Genomic DNA, 17,544 nt, shown 5'->3' with positions numbered 1-17,544 from the left:
GGGGATGCCCGGCTTCCTGGAGCTGTGGCTGCAGTCGCTGCCGCGCCTGCTGCGGGCAGCCGTCGAGGTCACGATCCCGCTGTCGCTGATCTCCTTCGCGATCGCCCTGGTGGTCGCGGTGGTGGTGGCACTGGTACGGCTGTACGGGCCCGCGCCGCTGAAGGCACTGGCATGGGCGTACGTGCAGGTGTTCCGCGGCACGCCGCTGGTGGTCCAGCTGTTCATCGTGTACTTCGGCCTGCCCAGCCTGGGCATCAGCCTCGATGCGTTCCCAGCGGCCGTGGTCACTCTCGCGCTGAACACCGGTGCCTACGCCTCAGAGGCGGTGCGCGCCTCCATCCTGTCGATCCCGCGCGGGCAGTTCGAGGCCGCCCAGACCTTGAACCTCTCGCGCGCCACCACGTTCCGCCGGGTGGTGGCGCCGCAGGCGATGCGGATCGTGCTGCCCCCGCTGGCCAACGACTTCATCGACCTGGTCAAGGGCACCTCCCTGGTGTTCGCCATCACCTTGGTGGACCTGTTCCAGGTGGGCCGGCAGGTCGCCGGCAGCACTTTCGAACCCATGGCCATGTACACGCTGGTGGCCCTGATCTACCTGGTGATGGTCTCCCTGCTGAGCCTGGGCCAAAACGTCCTGGAGAAGAAGGTGTCCGCCCATGTCCGCAGCTGATGCCCGCGCTGCCGATGCCCGCAACCCGCTGCGGTTGATCGGCATCCGCAAGACCTTCGGCGACCTCGTGGCCCTGGATGACGTGGACCTCGAGATCGCCCGCGGTCGCACCACGGTGCTGCTGGGCCCCTCCGGATCCGGGAAGTCAACCCTGCTGCGCTGCATCAACCTGCTGGAGAAGCCCGATACCGGCCAGATCGACCTGGGCTCCGGGCCGATCGACGTGGGCGGACGCATCAGTCCGCGCACGGTGCGGGAGATCCGCTCCCGATCCACGATGGTGTTCCAGCAGTTCAACCTGTTCCCGCACCTGACGGCGCTGGGCAACGTCACGCTGGCGCCCGTCGAGAGCCTCGGCCGCTCCCGCGACGAGGCAGAGGCCCTGGGCCGGGAGCTGCTGGCGAAGGTGGGACTGGCGGACAAGGCCGACTCCTACCCGGATCGGCTCTCCGGCGGCCAGCAGCAGCGTGTCGCGATCGCCCGGGCGCTGGCCATGGATCCTGACTTCCTGCTGTTCGACGAGCCGACGTCGGCCCTGGATCCCGAGCTGGCGGCCGAGGTGGTTGCGGTGCTGGCCGCCCTGGCGCAGGAGAACCGCACCCTGGTGGTGGTCACCCACTCCCTGGCCTTCGCCCGTCGCGTGGCGGACCGCGTGGTGTTCCTGGAGGGCGGGAAGGTGCGGCAGGACGGATCACCGGAGGAGTTCTTCCGCAGCGAGGACGAGCGCCTGCGCCGGTTCCGCGAGGTCATCGGCTCGGTGTGAGAGGACCGAGACCGGCACCGCCCACCGGGTCACCCAGGGAGGTGCACCGGGATGCCCTGAGCGAACGTCCAGGTCGCCTCCAGGACGAGAGGACGCGAACCCTATACAATTGATCCCGACCGGAGGTCAGGACCATCGCCCTGTCCGGGGAACCCCAGGCGATGGCGCGTGACCCCGTCCAAATCCATCTTCCCGAGGAGCATCATGGCCCGCCACAACGTCATCTTCGGCCGTGACCAGGCCGTTCAGCGGGGGCAGTCCTTCAGCAGCCCGCAGTTCGGTCAGTCCGGCCCTCCCCAGGGGACCCAGTGGTCCTCCGGCTTCGGAGCGCAGCAGACACAGCAGACCGACCAGCTCGAGGCGATGTACGCCCGCCCGGCGGCCACCGGTCACGACACCGGCCGCATGACCATGCGCGATGCGCTCAACGCCATCACCGCCACCCTCGGCGTGATCATGGTGGTCGGCTTCGTCATCGCTGTGACCCCGCGCCTGCTCGGCGCCGTCATGGGCGAGTCGGGCCTGCAGCTGGGGCTGCTGATCGGCGGAGCCGCCACCATCGTCGGCCTGATCGGCGGTTTCATCCTCGGTCTGGTCAACTCCTTCAAGAAGCAGCCCTCCGCCATCCTGGTGCTCGCGTACGCGGTCTTCGAGGGCATGCTGCTGGGCGGGATCAGCGGTTCGATCGACCTGTACTACCCGGGCATCGCCGTCCAGGCCGTGATCGGCACCCTCGCGGTGGCCGGCACCGTGCTGGTGCTCTTCCGCATGGGCATCCTGCGCACCTCCCCGGTGCTCACCAAGATCTTCATGGTCGCGATGATCGCCTACATGCTGTTCCTCCTGGTCAACATCGGCTTCGTGCTCCTGGCCGGGCAGAGCCTCCGCGATGGCGTCATCGGCCTGATCATCGGCGGCCTGGCCGTGGTGATGGCCTCCTACTCCCTGGTGATGGACTTCGAGGACGTCCAGCGCGCCGCCTCCGGCCACACCCCGCGTGCCTACGCGTGGCGCTGCGCCTTCGGCCTGGCGGTCACCATGGTGTGGATGTACATCGAGATCCTGCGCATCCTTTCGATCCTGCGAGGCAGCGACTGACCTCCGGCGCTCCCGCGTGAAGGTGAGCGCACCCGGGCGCTGAGCCACGGTTCGGTGCTCGCGAAGCCGACGACACTGTGGCCCCCTCCGTGATGCGGAGGGGGCCACAGCTGTGCGTGGGGTGGCGGCAATGAGCCGGGGATTCGCCCCCGCATGCTGAACTCGGGTCAGGAGGTGGGGTCTGAGCGGGGAGGTGGGGTCTCGGCCCGTGAAGGGGAGGCGGGTCGCAGCCCCGTGAAGGAGGCGGGGTCTCAGCCCGTGAGGCCGGTGATGGACTCGTAGGCCTGGGCGGCGGCGTCCTCGTGCTCGGTCACGCCGATCGAGATCTCCGAGGAGTACACGCTGGGACCCTCCGGCGTATCAAGCACGACCACGTCGATCCGGGTGGAGTCCGTCTTGGTGAAGTTGTGCTTGCCGAACTTCAGCACGGCGGTGCTCCGATACCCGGGCATCCCCTGGATGGTGACGGCCTCGGTGACCTGATCGTGCAGGGTGCGCTGGGAGGTGTCCCCCCAGATGCTTGCGTTGCCGTACAGGCAGCTCACGAGACGCTCGGCGGCGGCCTTCTCCCCGGGGTACTCCACTCCCGGCTGCCACTGGAGCTTCCCCACCCCGATGGAGGAGACCCAGCTGCCCTCCACCGGGGCCATCGCGGTCTGCGCGTCCGTGGTGAAGTGCAGGTAGGTGGTGTTCGTACGGGTGTCGAAGATCGCGGGCGGCGTGATCTCCAGACCACCGCCGCGCAACCGGCCCGAGGGGTTCTCCGAGGTGCGCTCGTTGACGGGGGACCAGCAGTGCCGCTCCTCCTCGATGGGCGTGGTCTCCGGCGGCGTGGTGGTGGCCGAGGCGGTCTCCTCGGTGGTCGTCGCACTGGCACTGTCGCTGACCGTCGTGCTCCCGGTGCCGTTGCCCGCCCCGTTGCCGCCGGAGCTGCGGAACACCAGGAACGCGACGGTGCCGCCGACGATCAGCAGGAACACCAGCGCGAAGGCGATACCGCCGATCAGCACTGCGTTGCTCCGGCCACCGCGGCCGTCCGGACCCTGGGCGTACTGCGGGCCGGTGTACGGGGAACCGGTGCTCACCTGACTGCTCCTTCGACTCTCATCCGGCCGCCCCCCGGCGGCCGGTCACTCGACGACCTCGAGGCTGGCGATGATCTCCTCGAGCCCCTGGACATGATCGGGATGGTCCGCGGCGACGTCCGAGGCCAGGGCACTGGGGCCGTTGGGCCCCTCCACCACGATGGAGGTGACGATGGACGCGCTGGAGGTCTCCAGCATGTCCGGGTCCTCGAAATTGTAGGTGGCCTGCACGATCCATGCCGGGTAGCCGTCCACTTCGATGGCCTCGGTGCGGTAGTCGGTGACCTCAGGATGCTCACCGAAGTGCGAGATCACCCCGGCCGTGGTGGCGTAGCACTGGAAGATCGCCACCGCCGCACGCTCCGAGCCGGGGTAGCCACCCTCGGAATCCGGGAAGACCACGCGCCCCAGGTTCACCACCGAGTACCAGTTGCCCTCGACGTTGCGGCCCTGGCCCTGCACCTCGTTCATGTACGGCATGCTCCCGGAGCCCCAGGGGAAGTCCCAGCCGTTGGGGATCGTGTACTGGAGGTCCCCGCCGCGGATCGTGCCGTTCGAGGACGGGGCGGGCTCAGCATGATCGGGGACGTGGCAGTCCACCGTCGGCGCCTGCGTGAAGATGGGCGGCGGGGGAGCGAGATCAGGGTCCTCCGGATCCGGGACGTACTCGCTCTGCCCCTCGGCGGTGCGGGGGCCGGTGGGGTAGGCGGTGGGATCCTCCTCCAGCACGCTGCGGAACACCGTCTGGGACAGCACCAGTGCCACCACCGCCAGCAGGAGCACCGTGGCCCCCACCACGGACAGCACCACGGTCAGGGCACGGTTGCGGCTGCGCTGGCTGGGCTCGCCCAGCGTCGCCGGCGTCGCCCGGTCGGCGTAGTCGGGAAGCCCGGTGGGATCGCTACCGGGCGCGGCGCCCCGCGCGGTGAAGTCGGGCAGGCCGCTGCCGCCGAACCCCCCGCCGTCGGATGTCCCGCCCGCGGCGGAGCCCGATCTGCGCGGATCCTCAGTCATCGCCACCTCCCCGGCGTCTCGGGGTCGCACCCCTGGTCTCAGGGCCATGCCCCCGGGTGATTCTCGCACGATCGTTCCCGAGCCGAGCGGTCCAGCGCTCGTTGGTACCCTCCCCCTGTCGGCGCACCCGTCGCCTTCCCGCAGGCCGCCGCCCGGGCCCGGAACCCTCGACCACGGAGATCATCATGCGTCCGCCCCTCGTCCTGACCGTCTCCGCCTCCGATTCCGACGGAGCCGCCGGCATCCAGGCGGACATCAAGACCTTCTCCGCCCTGGGCGTGTACGGGGCCAGTGCGATCAGCATGATCTGCGCGGTCAACACGCAGGGACTGCGCGGCACCCACTACCTGCCAGGGGACGTGGTGCGCTCCCAGATCGACGCGGTGGCCGAGGACCTGATGCTGGATGCCACCAAGATCGGCGCCCTGGGAAGCGCCGCCGTCGTCGAAGCCGTCGCGGAGGCCGTGCGCACCCATCGCGAGCGCCTGGGGTGGATCCTGCTGGACTCGGTGATGATCGGCACCGACGGCACCCCCCTGATCTCCGCCGAAGGAGCGCGGGCACTGCGCACCGCCCTGCTCCCTCACGTCGACATGCTCACCTCCAACATGGTCGAGGCGGCTCAGCTGCTGGGCACCGCCCCGGCCACCACCATCGACGGGATGCGGGACCAGGCGCTGGCACTGCAGGCGATGGGGCCGGGGACGGTGCTCATCACCGGCGGCCGTCTGGTCGGGGACGACGCCGTGGACGTGCTGGTCCACCCCGGCGGCACCGATCTGCTGCGGGCCGAGCGGGTGCCGGGTCGGCACGTGCGCGGCTCGGGTGCCACGCTCTCCGCGGCGATCACCGCCCAGATGGCCCGCATCCAGGAGTTCGACCGCGCCGGGGAGCTCGGCGAGATCGGGGAGGAGGGCGAGCACGACGACGTCGTCACCATCGTGGCCTCCGCCCGCGAGTTCCTGGCCAGCGCCATTGAGAACGCGGAGGACTGGGAGGTCTCGCGCGGCAACGGTCGCGCCTTCGGGCCCGTCAACCACCTGATCACCCTGGACCGCGCCTGACGGAGGGCGTGCTCGCAGCGCCGCTCACCCGCTGCTCACCCGCCTGACCCCAGCAGTCCGCGGCGCTCCTTTAGCGTCAGCATCCGTGCGGCCGACTCCCGTACCCGCTGCTCCTGCTCGGGGCCCCGGGATGCCCACTCCTGGATCGCGTCCACCAGTTGTCCGGTGATGGTCGGATCGGCGGTCAGCAGCACGTCCCCGCCGGCGTCCAGGAACCGGGTGGCGCGCTCGGGAACCGGCACCGCGGCCACGGCCTTCGCCGCCCCGATGTCGTCGGTGACGGCGACACCTTCGAATCCCAGCCGATCGCGCAGCAGATCGGTGACCACCGCGCGCGAGAACATCGCGGGAGCCTCGGAATCGATCTGCGCATAGGTGGCGGAGGCGAGCATCACCAGCTCCGCCCCTGCATCGATGCCCGCTCGGAACGAGTCCAGGAACGGGTCCTCGATGGTGGTGGTGTCGTCGATGATCCCCTCCGCGGAGTGATCGGTGTTCTGCTCCACGCGGCCCAGGCCCGGGAAGTGCTTGAGGGTGGCGCCGGTGCCGGCGTCGTGCAGGGACTGGACGGCGGCCCTGACGCAGTCACCCACGTGCGCGGGGTCGGTGCCGAACCCGCGGCCCAATCCTCCCACGGGCTCGTTCGCCGGCCCCAGCGCGGGGTCCACCACGTCGGCCACGGGCGAGAAGGCGACCTGGATGCCGCGGGCGGCGAGATCCTCCCCGATGGAGGTGTAGGCATCGCCCACGGCGTCTGGGCCGGCTTCGCCGAGCTCCTCGGCCGAGGGGGTGCGCCGGGCCGCGTCACCGCGCAGCATCCGCACCTGCCCGCCCTCCTGGTCCACGGCCACCAGCGGCGGCAACTCCGGTCGGGAGCCCTCGCGGGCGGCAGCCACCATCGCGTCCACCTGGTCGGGATCCCGCCACACGTCCAGCAGGAAGATCCCGCCGGCGTGGTGCTCCCGGAGGATCTCGGAGGGGAGGGTGGAGCCCGCCGTGATCCCCACCATCACCAGCTGCCCTGCCACCTCTCGTGGATTCAGCTGCTCGAGCAGCCCGGTCACCTGCTCGGACGGGTCCCAGGGGCCGGGCGCAGGCTCGGTCTGCTCCGTTTCGTCCCCGGAGCCCGTCCCCTCGCCGCGGGTGGGATTCGAGCCCTTCTCCTCACCTCCCGAGGTGGCCTCCGGGTCTGCCGGGAGGACGGGATCGGCTCCGTCGCCCTGCTCCGGCGAGGTGCAGGCGGCCAGGGCGAGAGCGGGGGAGAGGGCCAGGAGCTGACGTCGACGCATGCCCGCAGTCTTCCAGTCCCGCTTCCGGTCCAGCACCGTCCCCGGCCGTGACCGGGCCCACCGCCCGGAGTCTAGGGTGGTGCCCATGACTGCCACGCCTGCGCCGCAGGACCACCCCCGCGCGGCTTCCATTGAGAGGGCCACCGGGACCGGGTTCGCCACCTGGGTGGCGCGTCTGGACGAGGCCGGCGGCCGCGAGCTCGACCACGCTGCCACCGCCGGGATGCTGGTGGACCGCTGGGGCGTGGAGGAGTGGTGGGCGCAGTCCCTCGCGCCGGCGGCGTCACCGATGATGCGCCCCGCAGCACGCTCGCGGTCGAGCACAAGGGCATCGAGAGCGCCCAGGCCCGTGACGCCTGGAAGGGCGCCTGGAAGACCGTACTGACCGACTTCACCACCTGGACCGAGGAGAACCGCGACCGATGAGCACCGCCCGCCCCGAGAGCTCCGCCCCCAGCCGCCCCGAGGCCGCCGGCAGCCCCCAACTGCCCGCCGCCGACGGCAGCAGCGACCCCCACCAGTGGCTCGAGGACGTCGAGGGGGCCGAGGCCCTGGCCTGGGTGAGGGAGCGCAACGCCGCGGCCGAGCAGGAGCTGGACGCCGTGCGCGACCCCGCGGACCCGGAGGGCGCACCCCTGGCCGCGACCCTGCAGCGGGAGATCCGCGAGATCCTCGATGCCAAGGACCGCATCCCCGGCGTCACCAAGCGCGGTGAGTTCCTCTACAACTTCTGGACCGACGCCGAGCACGAGCGCGGGCTGTGGCGCCGCACGACCCTGGAGTCCTACCGCACCGATGACCCCCAGTGGGACGTGCTGCTGGACGTGGACGCCCTCAACGCGGAGGAGGGCGAGGACTGGGTGTGGCACGGCGCCAGCCTGCTGCGACCCGAGGGCGCCGCCGACGGCGAGCCGTACCGCCGGGCCCTGGTGAGCCTGTCCCACGGGGGCTCCGACGCCGACGTGACCCGCGAGTTCGACCTGGAGACCCGGTCCTTCATCCCCGAGGCCGACGGCGGCTTCGTGCGCCCGGCCGCGAAGGGCTCCCTGAGCTGGATCGACGAGGACACCACCTGGGTGTCCACCGACTTCGGGGAGGGCACCACCACCCTGTCCGGCTACCCGCGCCAGGCACGACTGTGGAAGCGCGGCACGGCGCTGGCCGAGGCGGAGCTGGTGTTCGAGGCCGACGAGACCGACATGAGCGTGTTCGTCGCCCACGACTCCACCCCCGGCTGGGAGCGCGACTGGATCGTCCAGATGCACGCCTTCTACGACACCACCCTGCACTTGGTGGACCGCGAGCAGTCCCCGCCGGCACTGGAGAGGATCGACGTCCCCCGCGACCTGGAGGCGAGCGCCCACCGCGACCTGGCGGTGTTCTCGCCGCGCAGCGACTGGGAGGTCGCGGGATCGGTCTACCCGGCCGGCTCCCTGGTGGTGGGCGACTTCGCGGCGTTCCGTGCCGGGGAGCCGGAGCTGACGATGCTGTTCGAGCCCACCGAGACCACCTCCCTGGCGGACATGACCATCACCCGCAGCGCCGTGGTGCTGTCGATCCTCGAGGACGTGGTGCACCGACTCGAGGTCCACACCCGCGACGGCGACGGCTCCTGGGTGCGGCGCGACCTGTACCCCGAGCTGAGCGGCTCCCTGGCGGTGGCCGCGGTGGACCCCGACGAGAACGACCAGGTGTGGGTGACGGTCACCGGCTTCATCGAGCCCACCCGCCTGCTGCTGGGCGACCTCGCGCCCCTCCTCGAGGGCGGGGAGCCCACCGAGCCGGAGCTGATCAAGTCCACCCCCGCCCGCTTCGAGGCGGAGGGACTGGAGGTCACGCAGCACTTCGCCACCAGCGACGACGGCACCCGCATCCCGTACTTCGAGATCGGCCGCGCCGGCCGCGCCGGGGACGAGAAGGAGGCCGCAGGTCCCTCGCCGACCCTGCTGTACGGCTACGGCGGCTTCGAGATCTCCCTGACCCCCGCCTACCTGGGCGCCATCGGCAAGGCATGGCTGGAGCGCGGAGGCACCTACGTGCTGGCCAACATCCGCGGCGGCGGCGAGTACGGGCCCCGCTGGCACCAGGCGGCACTGAAGGAGAACCGCCACCGCGCCTACGAGGACTTCTCCTCCGTGGCCAAGGACCTGATCGAGCGCGGCGTCACCGACACCGCGCACCTCGCGGTACGAGGCGGCTCCAACGGCGGCCTGCTCACCGGCAACATGCTCACCCAGTACCCGGAGCTGTTCGGGGCGGTCATCATCCAGGTGCCGCTGCTGGACATGAAGCGCTACAGCCACCTGCTGGCCGGCAACTCGTGGATGGCCGAGTACGGGGACCCGGATACCGAGGACTGGGAGTTCGTGCGCACCTTCAGCCCATACCACCTGCTGGCCGAGGGCACCGAGTACCCGCCCACCTTCCTGCTCACCTCCACCCGTGACGACCGCGTCCATCCCGGTCACGCCCGCAAGTTCACCGCCGCCCTGGAGTCGCTGGGGGCCGACGTGCGCTCCTGGGAGAACATCGAGGGCGGTCATGGCGGCGCGGCCACCAATGAGCAGGCCGCCCGGATGAACGCGCTGATGTACGCCTTCCTGTGGAGCACCATCGGCAGGAACGACGCATGAGCAACCCCGTGCACCCGGCTGCAGGCACCCCCGGTGACCAAGCCCCGGCCGAACAGCCCGAGTCCTTCGACGACCTGATGGATCGTCTGGCCGCCGAGCAGCAGGACGAGGACGACCCGGCCTCCGGCACAGACGCCGAGGAGGGCCTCGATGCGGACGGCCGCCCCGAGCCGCCGCTGCGCGGTGACGAGGCCGCCACCCTCGACGGCTTCCTCGCCTTCCTGCGAGCCACAGTGCTCGCCAAGACCGCAGGCCTGAGCGATGAGCAGGGCGCCCGCCCGGTGCTGGGGACCCTCACCACCGTGACCGGGCTGCTGCGGCACCTGGCCGATGTGGAGCGGTACTGGTTCCGCGCGGTGGTGGGAGGAGTTCCGGAGTCGGAGGTGGGATACCGATGGATGGACGTCTCCGAGAACCCCGCCCGCGATGCCGAGTTCCGGCTCGAGGACGGTGCTTCCGTGGAGGAGGCCCGCACCGACTACCGCGAGGCCTGTGAGGGGTCCCTGGCGCAGCGCGCACAGCGGGACCTCCACGAGGAGGTGCGCGGAACCGGCGAGCCCCGCACCCTGCGCTGGGTGCTGACCCACATGATCGAGGAGACCGCCCGGCACGTCGGCCACCTCGATGTGCTCACCGAACTGATCGACGGCCGGACAGGGGAGTGACCGTGCGACTGCTCAACAACCACTCGATCATCGAGCGCCCGGGCCAGGACGAACTGCTGACCATACGCAACGACCTGATGACGGTGTACCGGGAGATCAGCGACGGCGACGATGCCGATGACCGGCTGTTCCCACTGCGCTACGCCCGGGCCACCCCGCGGCGCCTGCCCCGTCGACGCGCCCCCGGCAGCGCCCGCACCGTGCCGGACCGCGCCCAGGTGCCGCTGCTGGTGATCCCGGACGGCCCCGGCATGGCCTCCGTTCTCCCCTACGACAACCTGCGCCGCTCCTTGGCCTCGCGCGGCGTCGACGTGCTGATGATGGAGCACCGCGGGGTGGGTCTGTCCCGCCTGGACTCCACCGGGGCGGATCTGCCGGTGGAGTCGATGCGGCTGCGGAACGTGCTCGGCGACCTGGTGGCCGTGCTGGACCACGCCCGGGTGCAGCAGGCCGCCGTGTACGGCACGGGCTACGGCGCGTACCTGGCGCAGGCTCTCGCCGCCCTGCATCCCGAGCGGGTGCACTCGCTGGTGCTGGACTCCCCGCTCACCGGGGCAGACGACGAACTGGCCGGGCAGCAGGCCCTGCGGGACATGTACTGGGAGGGCAACGACCCCACCACCGCCACCACCGCCCGGGTGCTGCGCCGCCTGGTGGAGGGCGGCGTGGTGGACGGTCACCGCGCCGGCACCATCGTGCTGGCCGTCCACGAGTACGGCGGCCCGGAGGCCGTGCGCGACCTGGTGGACCTGCTGGCCATGGACCGCGGCCAGCTCACCTGGAACAGCATCCGGCAGGTGCTCGCCCAGCGCTGGCTGGAATCCACCCCCTACGTGCGCGAGCTGGACCTCGTCGCCCCCATCGCCCACACCGAGCTGGGCAGCGGTCGCCATGCCGACGGTCGGCCGATGGACTCGCTGGTGCTGCCCGCGGAGCAGGCACGAGCCGTCGCGGACTTCGAGGGCGAGCCGTTGGACCTGCACGACCTCGCCGGCCGCATCACCGCACCCACCCTGGTGGTCTCGGGCGGTCGGAACCTGCTGCTGCCGCCCCGCACCGCCCGTGATCTCGCCCGGCGGATCCCCGGGGCGCGTCTGCTGGAGCTGCCGGGCACGGGCCACTCGGTGCTTGACTCGCACTCGCAGATCGCGCAGGTGGCCGCCCGCTGGAGCGTGGCGGGGGCCGCGCACCTGCTGCCGGACCGTGCCGCCGAGCTGGCCGAGCTGCCTCGCACCCCCGTCAACAAGGTGCTCCAGCGGGGCCTGCAGCTGGCCATGGCCGCGGAGAGGTTCTCCCCGTGGAGACTGCGACTGGAATCGGCCCGGGTGCGCCGCGAGCAGGCACAGGTGGATCCGCTGGCACGACGATCGCGACGCGTGCGTCTGGACTGACCCCGGCATGTGATCCGCGACCGGGTTGTTCCCGCAGGACAGAGCTCGCTATGCCCTTGCTCCCGGGGCCCCGGAGCCGGGGCCGGAGGGGAACGTCATGCGCCGTCGAGCCGCCGGGATCCGCAGCGCCGTGCCACTGGTGCGCAGCCGCCGGGGCGGGATCGCGCTGCTCACGGCCTCCGTGCTGCTGATGGGCGGGGTGGGCACCGCTGCCCTGGGCGCAGCGGGGGTGGGCCCCTTCTCCGGTCGTTCCGATGCCGTGGAGGACGCGGCCCACACCGCTCCGGCCCCCACCGTGCCGGCCGAGCCGATCCCCGCGCAGGAGCCGACTGCGGAGCCCGCCGAACCCGAGCCCACCAGTGCCGAGGGTGCGGGCTCCCACGCCGCACCGACGGACAGTCCCGAGCCGGCAGGGCCGAGGGGGACGGGCGAGCCGGTCATGGATGAGCCCACCGCCGAGCAGTCCGCGACCGCTGTCCCTGTCGACGGTCAGCGGCATGAGGGCGCGGACGACAGAGGTGCTCAGCGCTCCGCGGGTTCCACGGAGCCGCGTCGCAGCGACGGTGGTGCCCGGCATCGAACCGGGTCCTCCGGCACTTCGAGCAATCGCGGCCCCGGCACCCCCACCCGTCCCGCACCGAGCAACGGCACCGATGACGAAGGCAGCGGAGGCCCCGCGCCCACTGAGCCTGAGGAGACCTCGCCCGGTGTGCCCGAAGCGCCCGGTGACTCCGGGACGACACCCGCGGAGACGTCCCCCACCGCACCCGGCGGCGGGGGGAGCAGCGGTGAGCCGTCGGATCCCGCCTCCCCGTCGCAGCCGGAGCCCTCTCCGCAGGGACCGAGCCCCACGGATCCCGGGGGTAGCGACGACACGGGGGACTCCGTGGACGGTCCGGACCAGGAGTGATGTCCAGGGAGGCTGTGACCTGACGACGGTGCTCAGCCGCGACAGGCCACGACGAAACCGCCCTCGTCCAGGACGGTCGCGTACTCGGCGCCCCAGCGTTCCTGCGCCCAGTGTGCTGGGTCCGCCGGGACCGAGCCGCCCCAGGAGAACGCGTAGCGGTCCACCAGGACGCAGTCCGGCACCCGCTGGTTCGGGCCGTGCATCCACTGCACGTCAAGGTCAGGGACGGCCTGCGCGAGCAGCGTGATGTCTACGGCCAGCACCGAGCCGTCCGGCACGGCATCGAGGGCGGCCTGGGCGGGGGCGGCCCGCCAGGTGAGCGCCCACTTCTCGGGCCGCACGAGGTCCATCACCGGCATCGAGGAGCCCAGCACCAGGGTCACCGCGGCCGTGGCGGCCACCGCCGTCACCCGCACCGTGCGGCCGGGACGCGGCGCATCCGTGCGCAGCCAGGCCGAGGCGCGACCACTGCGTCGGTCCCCGAGCGCGTCCAGCAGCGCGGCCATCGCGATCGGGATCAGCACCGCGTTGTAGTGCCAGTACCAGTCCCAGTAGAACTCCACGGTGCCGGTGAAGCGCCACGCCAGGGTGGGCACCATCATCCAGATCAGCGGGGACCGCGCCCCGATCACCCCGGCCGCCAGCAGGAGCATCCCCACCGTCACCCACTTCACCGGCGGCCAGAGCACTTCGAGCGGGGAGCCGAGATTGCTGGTGTAGTCGTACTGCCCGGCCGTGTTGAGCATCGGCAGGATCACGAAGGTGGACAGCACGAACCAGCCGATCCCCCAGCTGAAAAGCCCCAGGCCCTCACGGCGGTACAGGGCGTGACGCAGGGCGATGACCGCCCCCAGCACCGCGACCGTGAGCCCCAGGTCCTCCTTGACCAGCACCAGCGGTGCAGCCCACAGTGCGCTGGCGGCGATGCTCCCCCGCAGCAGGGCGGTCAGGGAGAACGCCAGCAGGGGCACGGCGAAGGCGATCTCGTGGAACTGCACATCGGCCGCGGCCTGCAGCCCGAAGGAGAACGCGTAGGCAGCCCCCGCGAGGGACCCCAGCGCGGGGCCCAGGCGGTCGATCGCCACCCGGGTCAGGGGGATCGCCGATACTCCCAGCAGCAGGGCCTGGGTCCACAGCAGCGCCTCGCCGGAGGGCCACACCCACCACACCGGTGCCAGCGCCACCAGGATCGGGTGGAAGTGGTCGCCCAGCAGGTTAGCGTCATCGCCCTTGATCGGCACGATGGGCGCGCCCAGCTCGCCGTAGGCGCGAGCCAGCTGGGTGAAGATCCCCAGGTCCCAGGAAAGGGACACCAGGTTGCGCCACTGCTGGGTGCCCAGCAGCCCGTAGGCGAGCGCGGCCAGCACCGCCAGCAGGGATGGCACCAATCGGCGTGCCCACCGGGTGGGGGCGTCGGCCTCGAGCCGGGCAGAGGAGGGCCCGGCGGGGCGCACGGTCGCTTCAGGCACGCAGTGAGGGTATACGGGTGCGCGGGGGTCGCCCAGTTCACGAGCGCGCGGGCAGGGCTGCGTCGACGACGGGTAGACCTTCGTCTGGGTGGATACGACCTGAGGTCGACGACCGGCACGGTCTGGCGCGTCTACGGTGCGTCCATGACGTCCTTCACGGCCCTCGGCCCCGGTCCCGATCTGCCCGGCCCGCTCCGCTCCCGCCGTACCCGCATGCTGATCGCGGCCGGGGTCACCGGTGCCCTGACCCTGATCGAGCCACGGGAGCTGGGGCCGTGGCAGCGAGCTGCGGAGGCGGTGATCGACGCGCTGTCCTCACCGGGCTTCCGCTGGCCCCGAGCCGCGGAGGTCACCGTGCAGCGGGAGTCGGAGCAGGCGGTCTGAGAGCCGCGCGGTGCAACGGCCGGTGGTGTGCCGCATGAACGTCAGGGGTGCGGGCAAGAGCCTGCGAGCGGGAGGCCTCGGGCGGGGCGCGTCGGGGGACGTGCCCCGCCCGTTGTTCGCCTCGCGTCGAGTGTTCTTCGCCTGGCCCAGTGCGTTGTTCGCTGCGGCCCGTTGTTCGCTCTCAGGCCCCGATGCTGCAGGCCACGCCATTGAACCCGTGGTTGCAGTACCCGTAGGGGTTCTTCGCCAGGTACTGCTGGTGCTCGGGCTCGGCGGTGAAGTAGGCGCCGCAGCCCGCCTCCGACAGCGGGGACAGTTCCGTGGAGATCCGGCCGCGTCCCGCTTCGGTCAGCGCCTCCTGGTACTGCTCGGCGCTCGTGCGCACGATCTCGCCCTGGGCGGGGGTGGTCCAGTACACGGCGCTGCGGTACTCGGTGCCCACGTCGTTGCCCTGGCGGTTCGCGGTGGTGGGATCGTGCTGCTGCCAGAACTCGGTGAGCAGGGCCCGCAGGGTGTCGTCCCCACCGGTGTAGATCACCCGCACTGACTCGGCGTGCCCGGTGCGGGCCGAGAACACCTCCTCGTACGTGGGGTGCGGGGTGTACCCGCCCGCGTACCCCGCGGAGGTGGTGTGGACCCCGGGGATCTGCCAGGCGATCCGCTCGATGCCCCAGAAGCAGCCGCCGGCCAGGATGATCTCCTCGCTGCCGGTGGGCCACGGCCGCGGATCGACGGGGGAGTCGGGCCCCAGCATGTCGGTGCCCAGCACCAGGTGCTCGCGCTCGAGCGCGTAGGGGTACCGGTCGCGGCCCGGGAGCGCGTCCTCGGGTGCGACCATCTGCTTCTTGTGCCCGTACAGCAGGTCCATCATCTGCCACATGCGACCCACCGTACGCCGCTGCGCAGGGGCTGCGCCGTGGCCGGTGCCACGTCTACGCGGTCAGCCGAAAATTCGACATCGATCCCCGTGATGGACCGATCCCGTGATGGAACGATGGTCACCATCGGCCTCCGATGCGTCCTCCCCCCGTCCGAACATCGTCTTCATCCTTACCGACGACCACGCCGCTCACGCGATCAGCGTCTACTAGGGCCGGCTCAACTCCACCCCGCACCTGGACCGCATCGCGCAGGAGGGGGCGCGGCTGGACGCGCTGTACTGCACCAATTCGATCTGCACCCGCACCCGCAAGCTGATCCACTTCTACGGCGACGGCCTGGGCGCTCCGGGAGCCAGCGACGCGGTGCGCGAGGGCTGAGGGGGACCGGCCGGTCACCGGCCGTTCAGTCGGCCCGGGGTAGCACCACGGCCAGCAGGGCGATCAATGCGAGGACCCCCGGCACGACCATCCACGGCCCCAGGTCCACCCCCATCAGCGCCACCACGAGCAGCCCGGCCACCGCACTCCCGGCCAGGACCATCAGCGCTCCCTTCCCCACCAGGGCCCAAGCGGCGGCGGAGTGCAGGCCGTGCGCGGGGGCCGTCGCTGCGATGGCGAACGCCATGTGGGCCAGCAGCAGTGCGAGCCCGATCCCTGCCGCGCGGAGCACTCCCGGATCGCTCTGGCCCACCAGCAGCAGCATGATGGCCAGGGGCGGCAGCACGCCGAGGTCGGAGTCGGGCAGCAGCACCTGGACCAGCAGGCCGCAGGCCACGGCCAGGGCCGCGATGATCGCGGCCAGGTTTGAACCGAGCGGCCCGGGGGCGGCCAGCAGCAGCGCTGCCACCGTGGTCACGACTCCCACCGCGCGCAGCAGGAGCTGCGAGGGGCTCACGGTGCGCAGTTCCAGCAGCTGCCGGGCGATCGGATCCACCAGATGGCTCAGACGCATCAGGACCTCCTCATCCGCGGTGCGGATCGGGCCTGCGACAGTGACAGCAGCACCGGCGCGAGCGACGACGGCCCTTCCCAGGCGGTCACCGGCACCCCGGCCTCGCGCAGCTCCCGCACGGTGCGTTCGCGCACCATGCGGCGCAGAGCCCATGCCTCGGGCCAGAACCGCTCGGAGGAGGCGTCGTTGACCCTGACGGGCCTTCCGCGCAGCACGGAGACGTCACCGATGCTCGGCGGCAGGGTGTCCACCACGATCACGTCCGCGCCCTGCGCCACCAGCTCGCCGATCTGGGTGATGGTGGTGGGGGCCAGAAGCGGTGAGCACACCACGGTGAGGGTTCCGGTGCGCACCGAGCGCAGTCGCCGCGAGGGCTTGGTCAGGCCGTCCTCCCGCGTGGCGCGGGACAGGGCGTCGGTGAGCACCCGCAGCTGGCGCGGCCCGGTGCCGGCGGGCACGGGGCCGATCAGATGGCCCAGGTCGAACAGGGCCACGCGGTCCCCGGCCGTCAGGTAGTGGCGGGCCACCGCCGAGGTCGCACGGATGGTCATGTCCAGACTGGTGGGGGCGTCGTCGCCGGCCCACGGCGCCGGCCGCACATCGGCCGTGGTGTCGGTGACCACCAGCACGTCGGTGTCCTGCTCGGTGAAGGTGGCGTTGGTGTGGAGCGTCCCGGTGCGGTTGGTGACCCGCCAGTTGATGCGGTGGAGCCTGTCGCCCGTGCGGAACTGCCGCACCTCCGACAGGGCCGTGCCGTCGCCGCGGCGGCTGGACAGGTGCACGCCGCTGACGCCGATCGGGGTGGGAACGCCGACGGGGGCATCCAGCACCGTGGAGCCCGGCACCACCTGCAGCGACTGCGAGGGCAGCGTCAGCTGGGCCCGGAACGCCCCCAGGGAGTCAGCCAGGAGCACGTGCGTCGGCCCCACGTCCACGCGTCCCCAGCGGTGGGCCGTCAGCCGCAGCTTGGTCTCGCCGTCACCCACCACCGAGCCGTACCGGGGATGCATGTCGGCGTGGGGGCGCAGGGGAACGGTTGTGGTGGTCAGGACACCCGGCGAAGCGCTCACCGTGGCCGCCGTGGTGGCGCCCTCCTCGATCACCGCCCGGCCCAGCCTGATCGTGGGGCGCTCGATGCCGAGTGCCTCGTCGCGTGAGATGCGTCGGGCCGTGGCGATCAGGGCCCATACCAGCAGCGGCAGGCCCGCCAGCACCAGGTGCGGGCGTCCCAGGATCACGGCGAGGCCCAGGGCTCCGCATCCCACCACGGCAGCGC

17 protein-coding genes are annotated in these 17,544 nt (G+C 71.6%); 10 read left to right on the top strand and 7 right to left on the bottom strand.

What is annotated here, in order from left to right:
* The first annotated feature begins 4 nt into the window (after positions 1–4).
* From M3B01_RS07470 to M3B01_RS07460, 3 genes are all read left to right on the top strand, one after another.
* Positions 5–670, top strand: coding sequence for an amino acid ABC transporter permease (locus M3B01_RS07470; protein ID WP_259790743.1), 666 nt, complete (start codon positions 5–7; stop codon positions 668–670).
* Positions 657–1,433, top strand: coding sequence for an amino acid ABC transporter ATP-binding protein (locus M3B01_RS07465; RefSeq protein WP_259790741.1), 777 nt, complete (start codon positions 657–659; stop codon positions 1,431–1,433). Before M3B01_RS07470 ends, M3B01_RS07465 begins: the two co-directional genes overlap by 14 nt.
* Before the next feature lie 204 nt (positions 1,434–1,637).
* Positions 1,638–2,531: a Bax inhibitor-1/YccA family protein gene (locus tag M3B01_RS07460; protein ID WP_259790740.1), complete on the top strand. Its 894-nt coding sequence runs from the start codon at positions 1,638–1,640 to the stop codon at positions 2,529–2,531.
* A gap of 251 nt (positions 2,532–2,782) precedes the next feature.
* Here the strand turns inward: M3B01_RS07460 and M3B01_RS07455 are convergent, their stop codons facing one another.
* Positions 2,783–3,616, bottom strand: a complete 834-nt coding sequence (locus M3B01_RS07455; RefSeq protein WP_259790738.1) for a hypothetical protein — start codon at positions 3,614–3,616, stop codon at positions 2,783–2,785.
* 45 nt (positions 3,617–3,661) lie between these two features.
* Positions 3,662–4,630: a hypothetical protein gene (locus M3B01_RS07450; protein WP_259790736.1), complete on the bottom strand. Its 969-nt coding sequence runs from the start codon at positions 4,628–4,630 to the stop codon at positions 3,662–3,664.
* Between the two features lie 185 nt (positions 4,631–4,815).
* Here M3B01_RS07450 and thiD point away from each other — a divergent pair, with 185 nt between their 5' ends.
* Entirely contained in the window at positions 4,816–5,694 is an 879-nt protein-coding gene (gene thiD, locus M3B01_RS07445) for a bifunctional hydroxymethylpyrimidine kinase/phosphomethylpyrimidine kinase (RefSeq protein ID WP_193866500.1), read from the top strand.
* A gap of 35 nt (positions 5,695–5,729) precedes the next feature.
* Here the strand turns inward: thiD and M3B01_RS07440 are convergent, their stop codons facing one another.
* A complete protein-coding gene (locus M3B01_RS07440) occupies positions 5,730–6,983 on the bottom strand; it encodes a glycoside hydrolase family 3 N-terminal domain-containing protein (RefSeq protein WP_259790734.1) in 1,254 nt (417 codons plus the stop codon).
* 255 nt (positions 6,984–7,238) lie between these two features.
* On the opposite strand from M3B01_RS07440, the gene M3B01_RS07435 reads away from it, so the two are divergent.
* The 5 genes from M3B01_RS07435 (at position 7,239) to M3B01_RS07415 (ending at position 12,582) form a co-directional block, all read left to right on the top strand.
* Entirely contained in the window at positions 7,239–7,409 is a 171-nt protein-coding gene (locus M3B01_RS07435; RefSeq protein ID WP_259790732.1) for a hypothetical protein, read from the top strand.
* Positions 7,406–9,616: a prolyl oligopeptidase family protein gene (locus tag M3B01_RS07430; RefSeq protein ID WP_259790730.1), complete on the top strand. Its 2,211-nt coding sequence runs from the start codon at positions 7,406–7,408 to the stop codon at positions 9,614–9,616. Before M3B01_RS07435 ends, M3B01_RS07430 begins: the two co-directional genes overlap by 4 nt.
* The gene (locus M3B01_RS07425) at positions 9,613–10,281 is read left to right on the top strand and encodes a DinB family protein (protein WP_259790726.1); all 669 of its coding nucleotides are present in this window, start codon (positions 9,613–9,615) and stop codon (positions 10,279–10,281) included. Before M3B01_RS07430 ends, M3B01_RS07425 begins: the two co-directional genes overlap by 4 nt.
* The gene (locus M3B01_RS07420) at positions 10,278–11,672 is read left to right on the top strand and encodes an alpha/beta hydrolase (protein ID WP_259790723.1); all 1,395 of its coding nucleotides are present in this window, start codon (positions 10,278–10,280) and stop codon (positions 11,670–11,672) included. Before M3B01_RS07425 ends, M3B01_RS07420 begins: the two co-directional genes overlap by 4 nt.
* A 97-nt stretch (positions 11,673–11,769) precedes the next feature.
* Complete coding sequence (locus M3B01_RS07415; protein ID WP_259790721.1) at positions 11,770–12,582, top strand: hypothetical protein; 813 nt, start codon at positions 11,770–11,772, stop codon at positions 12,580–12,582.
* Between the two features lie 32 nt (positions 12,583–12,614).
* On the opposite strand, the gene M3B01_RS07410 is transcribed toward M3B01_RS07415, so the two are convergent.
* On the bottom strand, positions 12,615–14,051 hold the full coding sequence (locus tag M3B01_RS07410) for a DUF2079 domain-containing protein (protein WP_259790718.1): 1,437 nt from the start codon (positions 14,049–14,051) through the stop codon (positions 12,615–12,617).
* A gap of 144 nt (positions 14,052–14,195) precedes the next feature.
* Between M3B01_RS07410 and M3B01_RS07405 the strand changes: the two genes are divergently transcribed.
* Positions 14,196–14,435, top strand: a complete 240-nt coding sequence (locus M3B01_RS07405) for a hypothetical protein (RefSeq protein WP_259790716.1) — start codon at positions 14,196–14,198, stop codon at positions 14,433–14,435.
* A gap of 181 nt (positions 14,436–14,616) precedes the next feature.
* Here M3B01_RS07405 and msrA read toward each other — a convergent pair whose 3' ends face one another.
* The 3 genes from msrA to M3B01_RS07390 all read right to left on the bottom strand — a co-directional run bounded on the left by msrA (position 14,617) and on the right by M3B01_RS07390 (position 17,533).
* Positions 14,617–15,315, bottom strand: coding sequence for a peptide-methionine (S)-S-oxide reductase MsrA (gene msrA / locus M3B01_RS07400; RefSeq protein WP_259790714.1), 699 nt, complete (start codon positions 15,313–15,315; stop codon positions 14,617–14,619).
* 404 nt (positions 15,316–15,719) lie between these two features.
* On the bottom strand, positions 15,720–16,268 hold the full coding sequence (locus tag M3B01_RS07395) for a hypothetical protein (protein ID WP_259790712.1): 549 nt from the start codon (positions 16,266–16,268) through the stop codon (positions 15,720–15,722).
* Entirely contained in the window at positions 16,268–17,533 is a 1,266-nt protein-coding gene (locus M3B01_RS07390) for a DUF58 domain-containing protein (protein ID WP_259790710.1), read from the bottom strand. Before M3B01_RS07390 ends, M3B01_RS07395 begins: the two co-directional genes overlap by 1 nt.
* Positions 17,534–17,544 lie beyond the last annotated feature (11 nt).

This window comes from Brachybacterium sp. p3-SID957 (assembly GCF_025144775.1).
In the GTDB taxonomy this organism is placed as follows: Bacteria; Actinomycetota; Actinomycetes; order Actinomycetales; family Dermabacteraceae; genus Brachybacterium; species Brachybacterium epidermidis.
The sequence above is the reverse complement of the archived record's forward strand: the minus strand, read 5'-3'. Positions and strand labels throughout refer to the sequence as shown.

Coding starts and splice junctions, on each gene's coding strand:
- M3B01_RS07440 (WP_259790734.1), bottom strand. CDS start 6,983: ATGCGTCGACGTCAGCTCCTGGCCCTCTCCCCCGCTCTCGCCCTGGCC.
- M3B01_RS07425 (WP_259790726.1), top strand. CDS start 9,613: ATGAGCAACCCCGTGCACCCGGCTGCAGGCACCCCCGGTGACCAAGCC.
- M3B01_RS07430 (WP_259790730.1), top strand. CDS start 7,406: ATGAGCACCGCCCGCCCCGAGAGCTCCGCCCCCAGCCGCCCCGAGGCC.
- M3B01_RS07450 (WP_259790736.1), bottom strand. CDS start 4,630: ATGACTGAGGATCCGCGCAGATCGGGCTCCGCCGCGGGCGGGACATCC.
- M3B01_RS07465 (WP_259790741.1), top strand. CDS start 657: ATGTCCGCAGCTGATGCCCGCGCTGCCGATGCCCGCAACCCGCTGCGG.
- M3B01_RS07470 (WP_259790743.1), top strand. CDS start 5: ATGCCCGGCTTCCTGGAGCTGTGGCTGCAGTCGCTGCCGCGCCTGCTG.
- M3B01_RS07405 (WP_259790716.1), top strand. CDS start 14,196: ATGACGTCCTTCACGGCCCTCGGCCCCGGTCCCGATCTGCCCGGCCCG.
- M3B01_RS07460 (WP_259790740.1), top strand. CDS start 1,638: ATGGCCCGCCACAACGTCATCTTCGGCCGTGACCAGGCCGTTCAGCGG.
- msrA (WP_259790714.1), bottom strand. CDS start 15,315: ATGTGGCAGATGATGGACCTGCTGTACGGGCACAAGAAGCAGATGGTC.
- thiD (WP_193866500.1), top strand. CDS start 4,816: ATGCGTCCGCCCCTCGTCCTGACCGTCTCCGCCTCCGATTCCGACGGA.
- M3B01_RS07415 (WP_259790721.1), top strand. CDS start 11,770: ATGCGCCGTCGAGCCGCCGGGATCCGCAGCGCCGTGCCACTGGTGCGC.
- M3B01_RS07395 (WP_259790712.1), bottom strand. CDS start 16,268: ATGCGTCTGAGCCATCTGGTGGATCCGATCGCCCGGCAGCTGCTGGAA.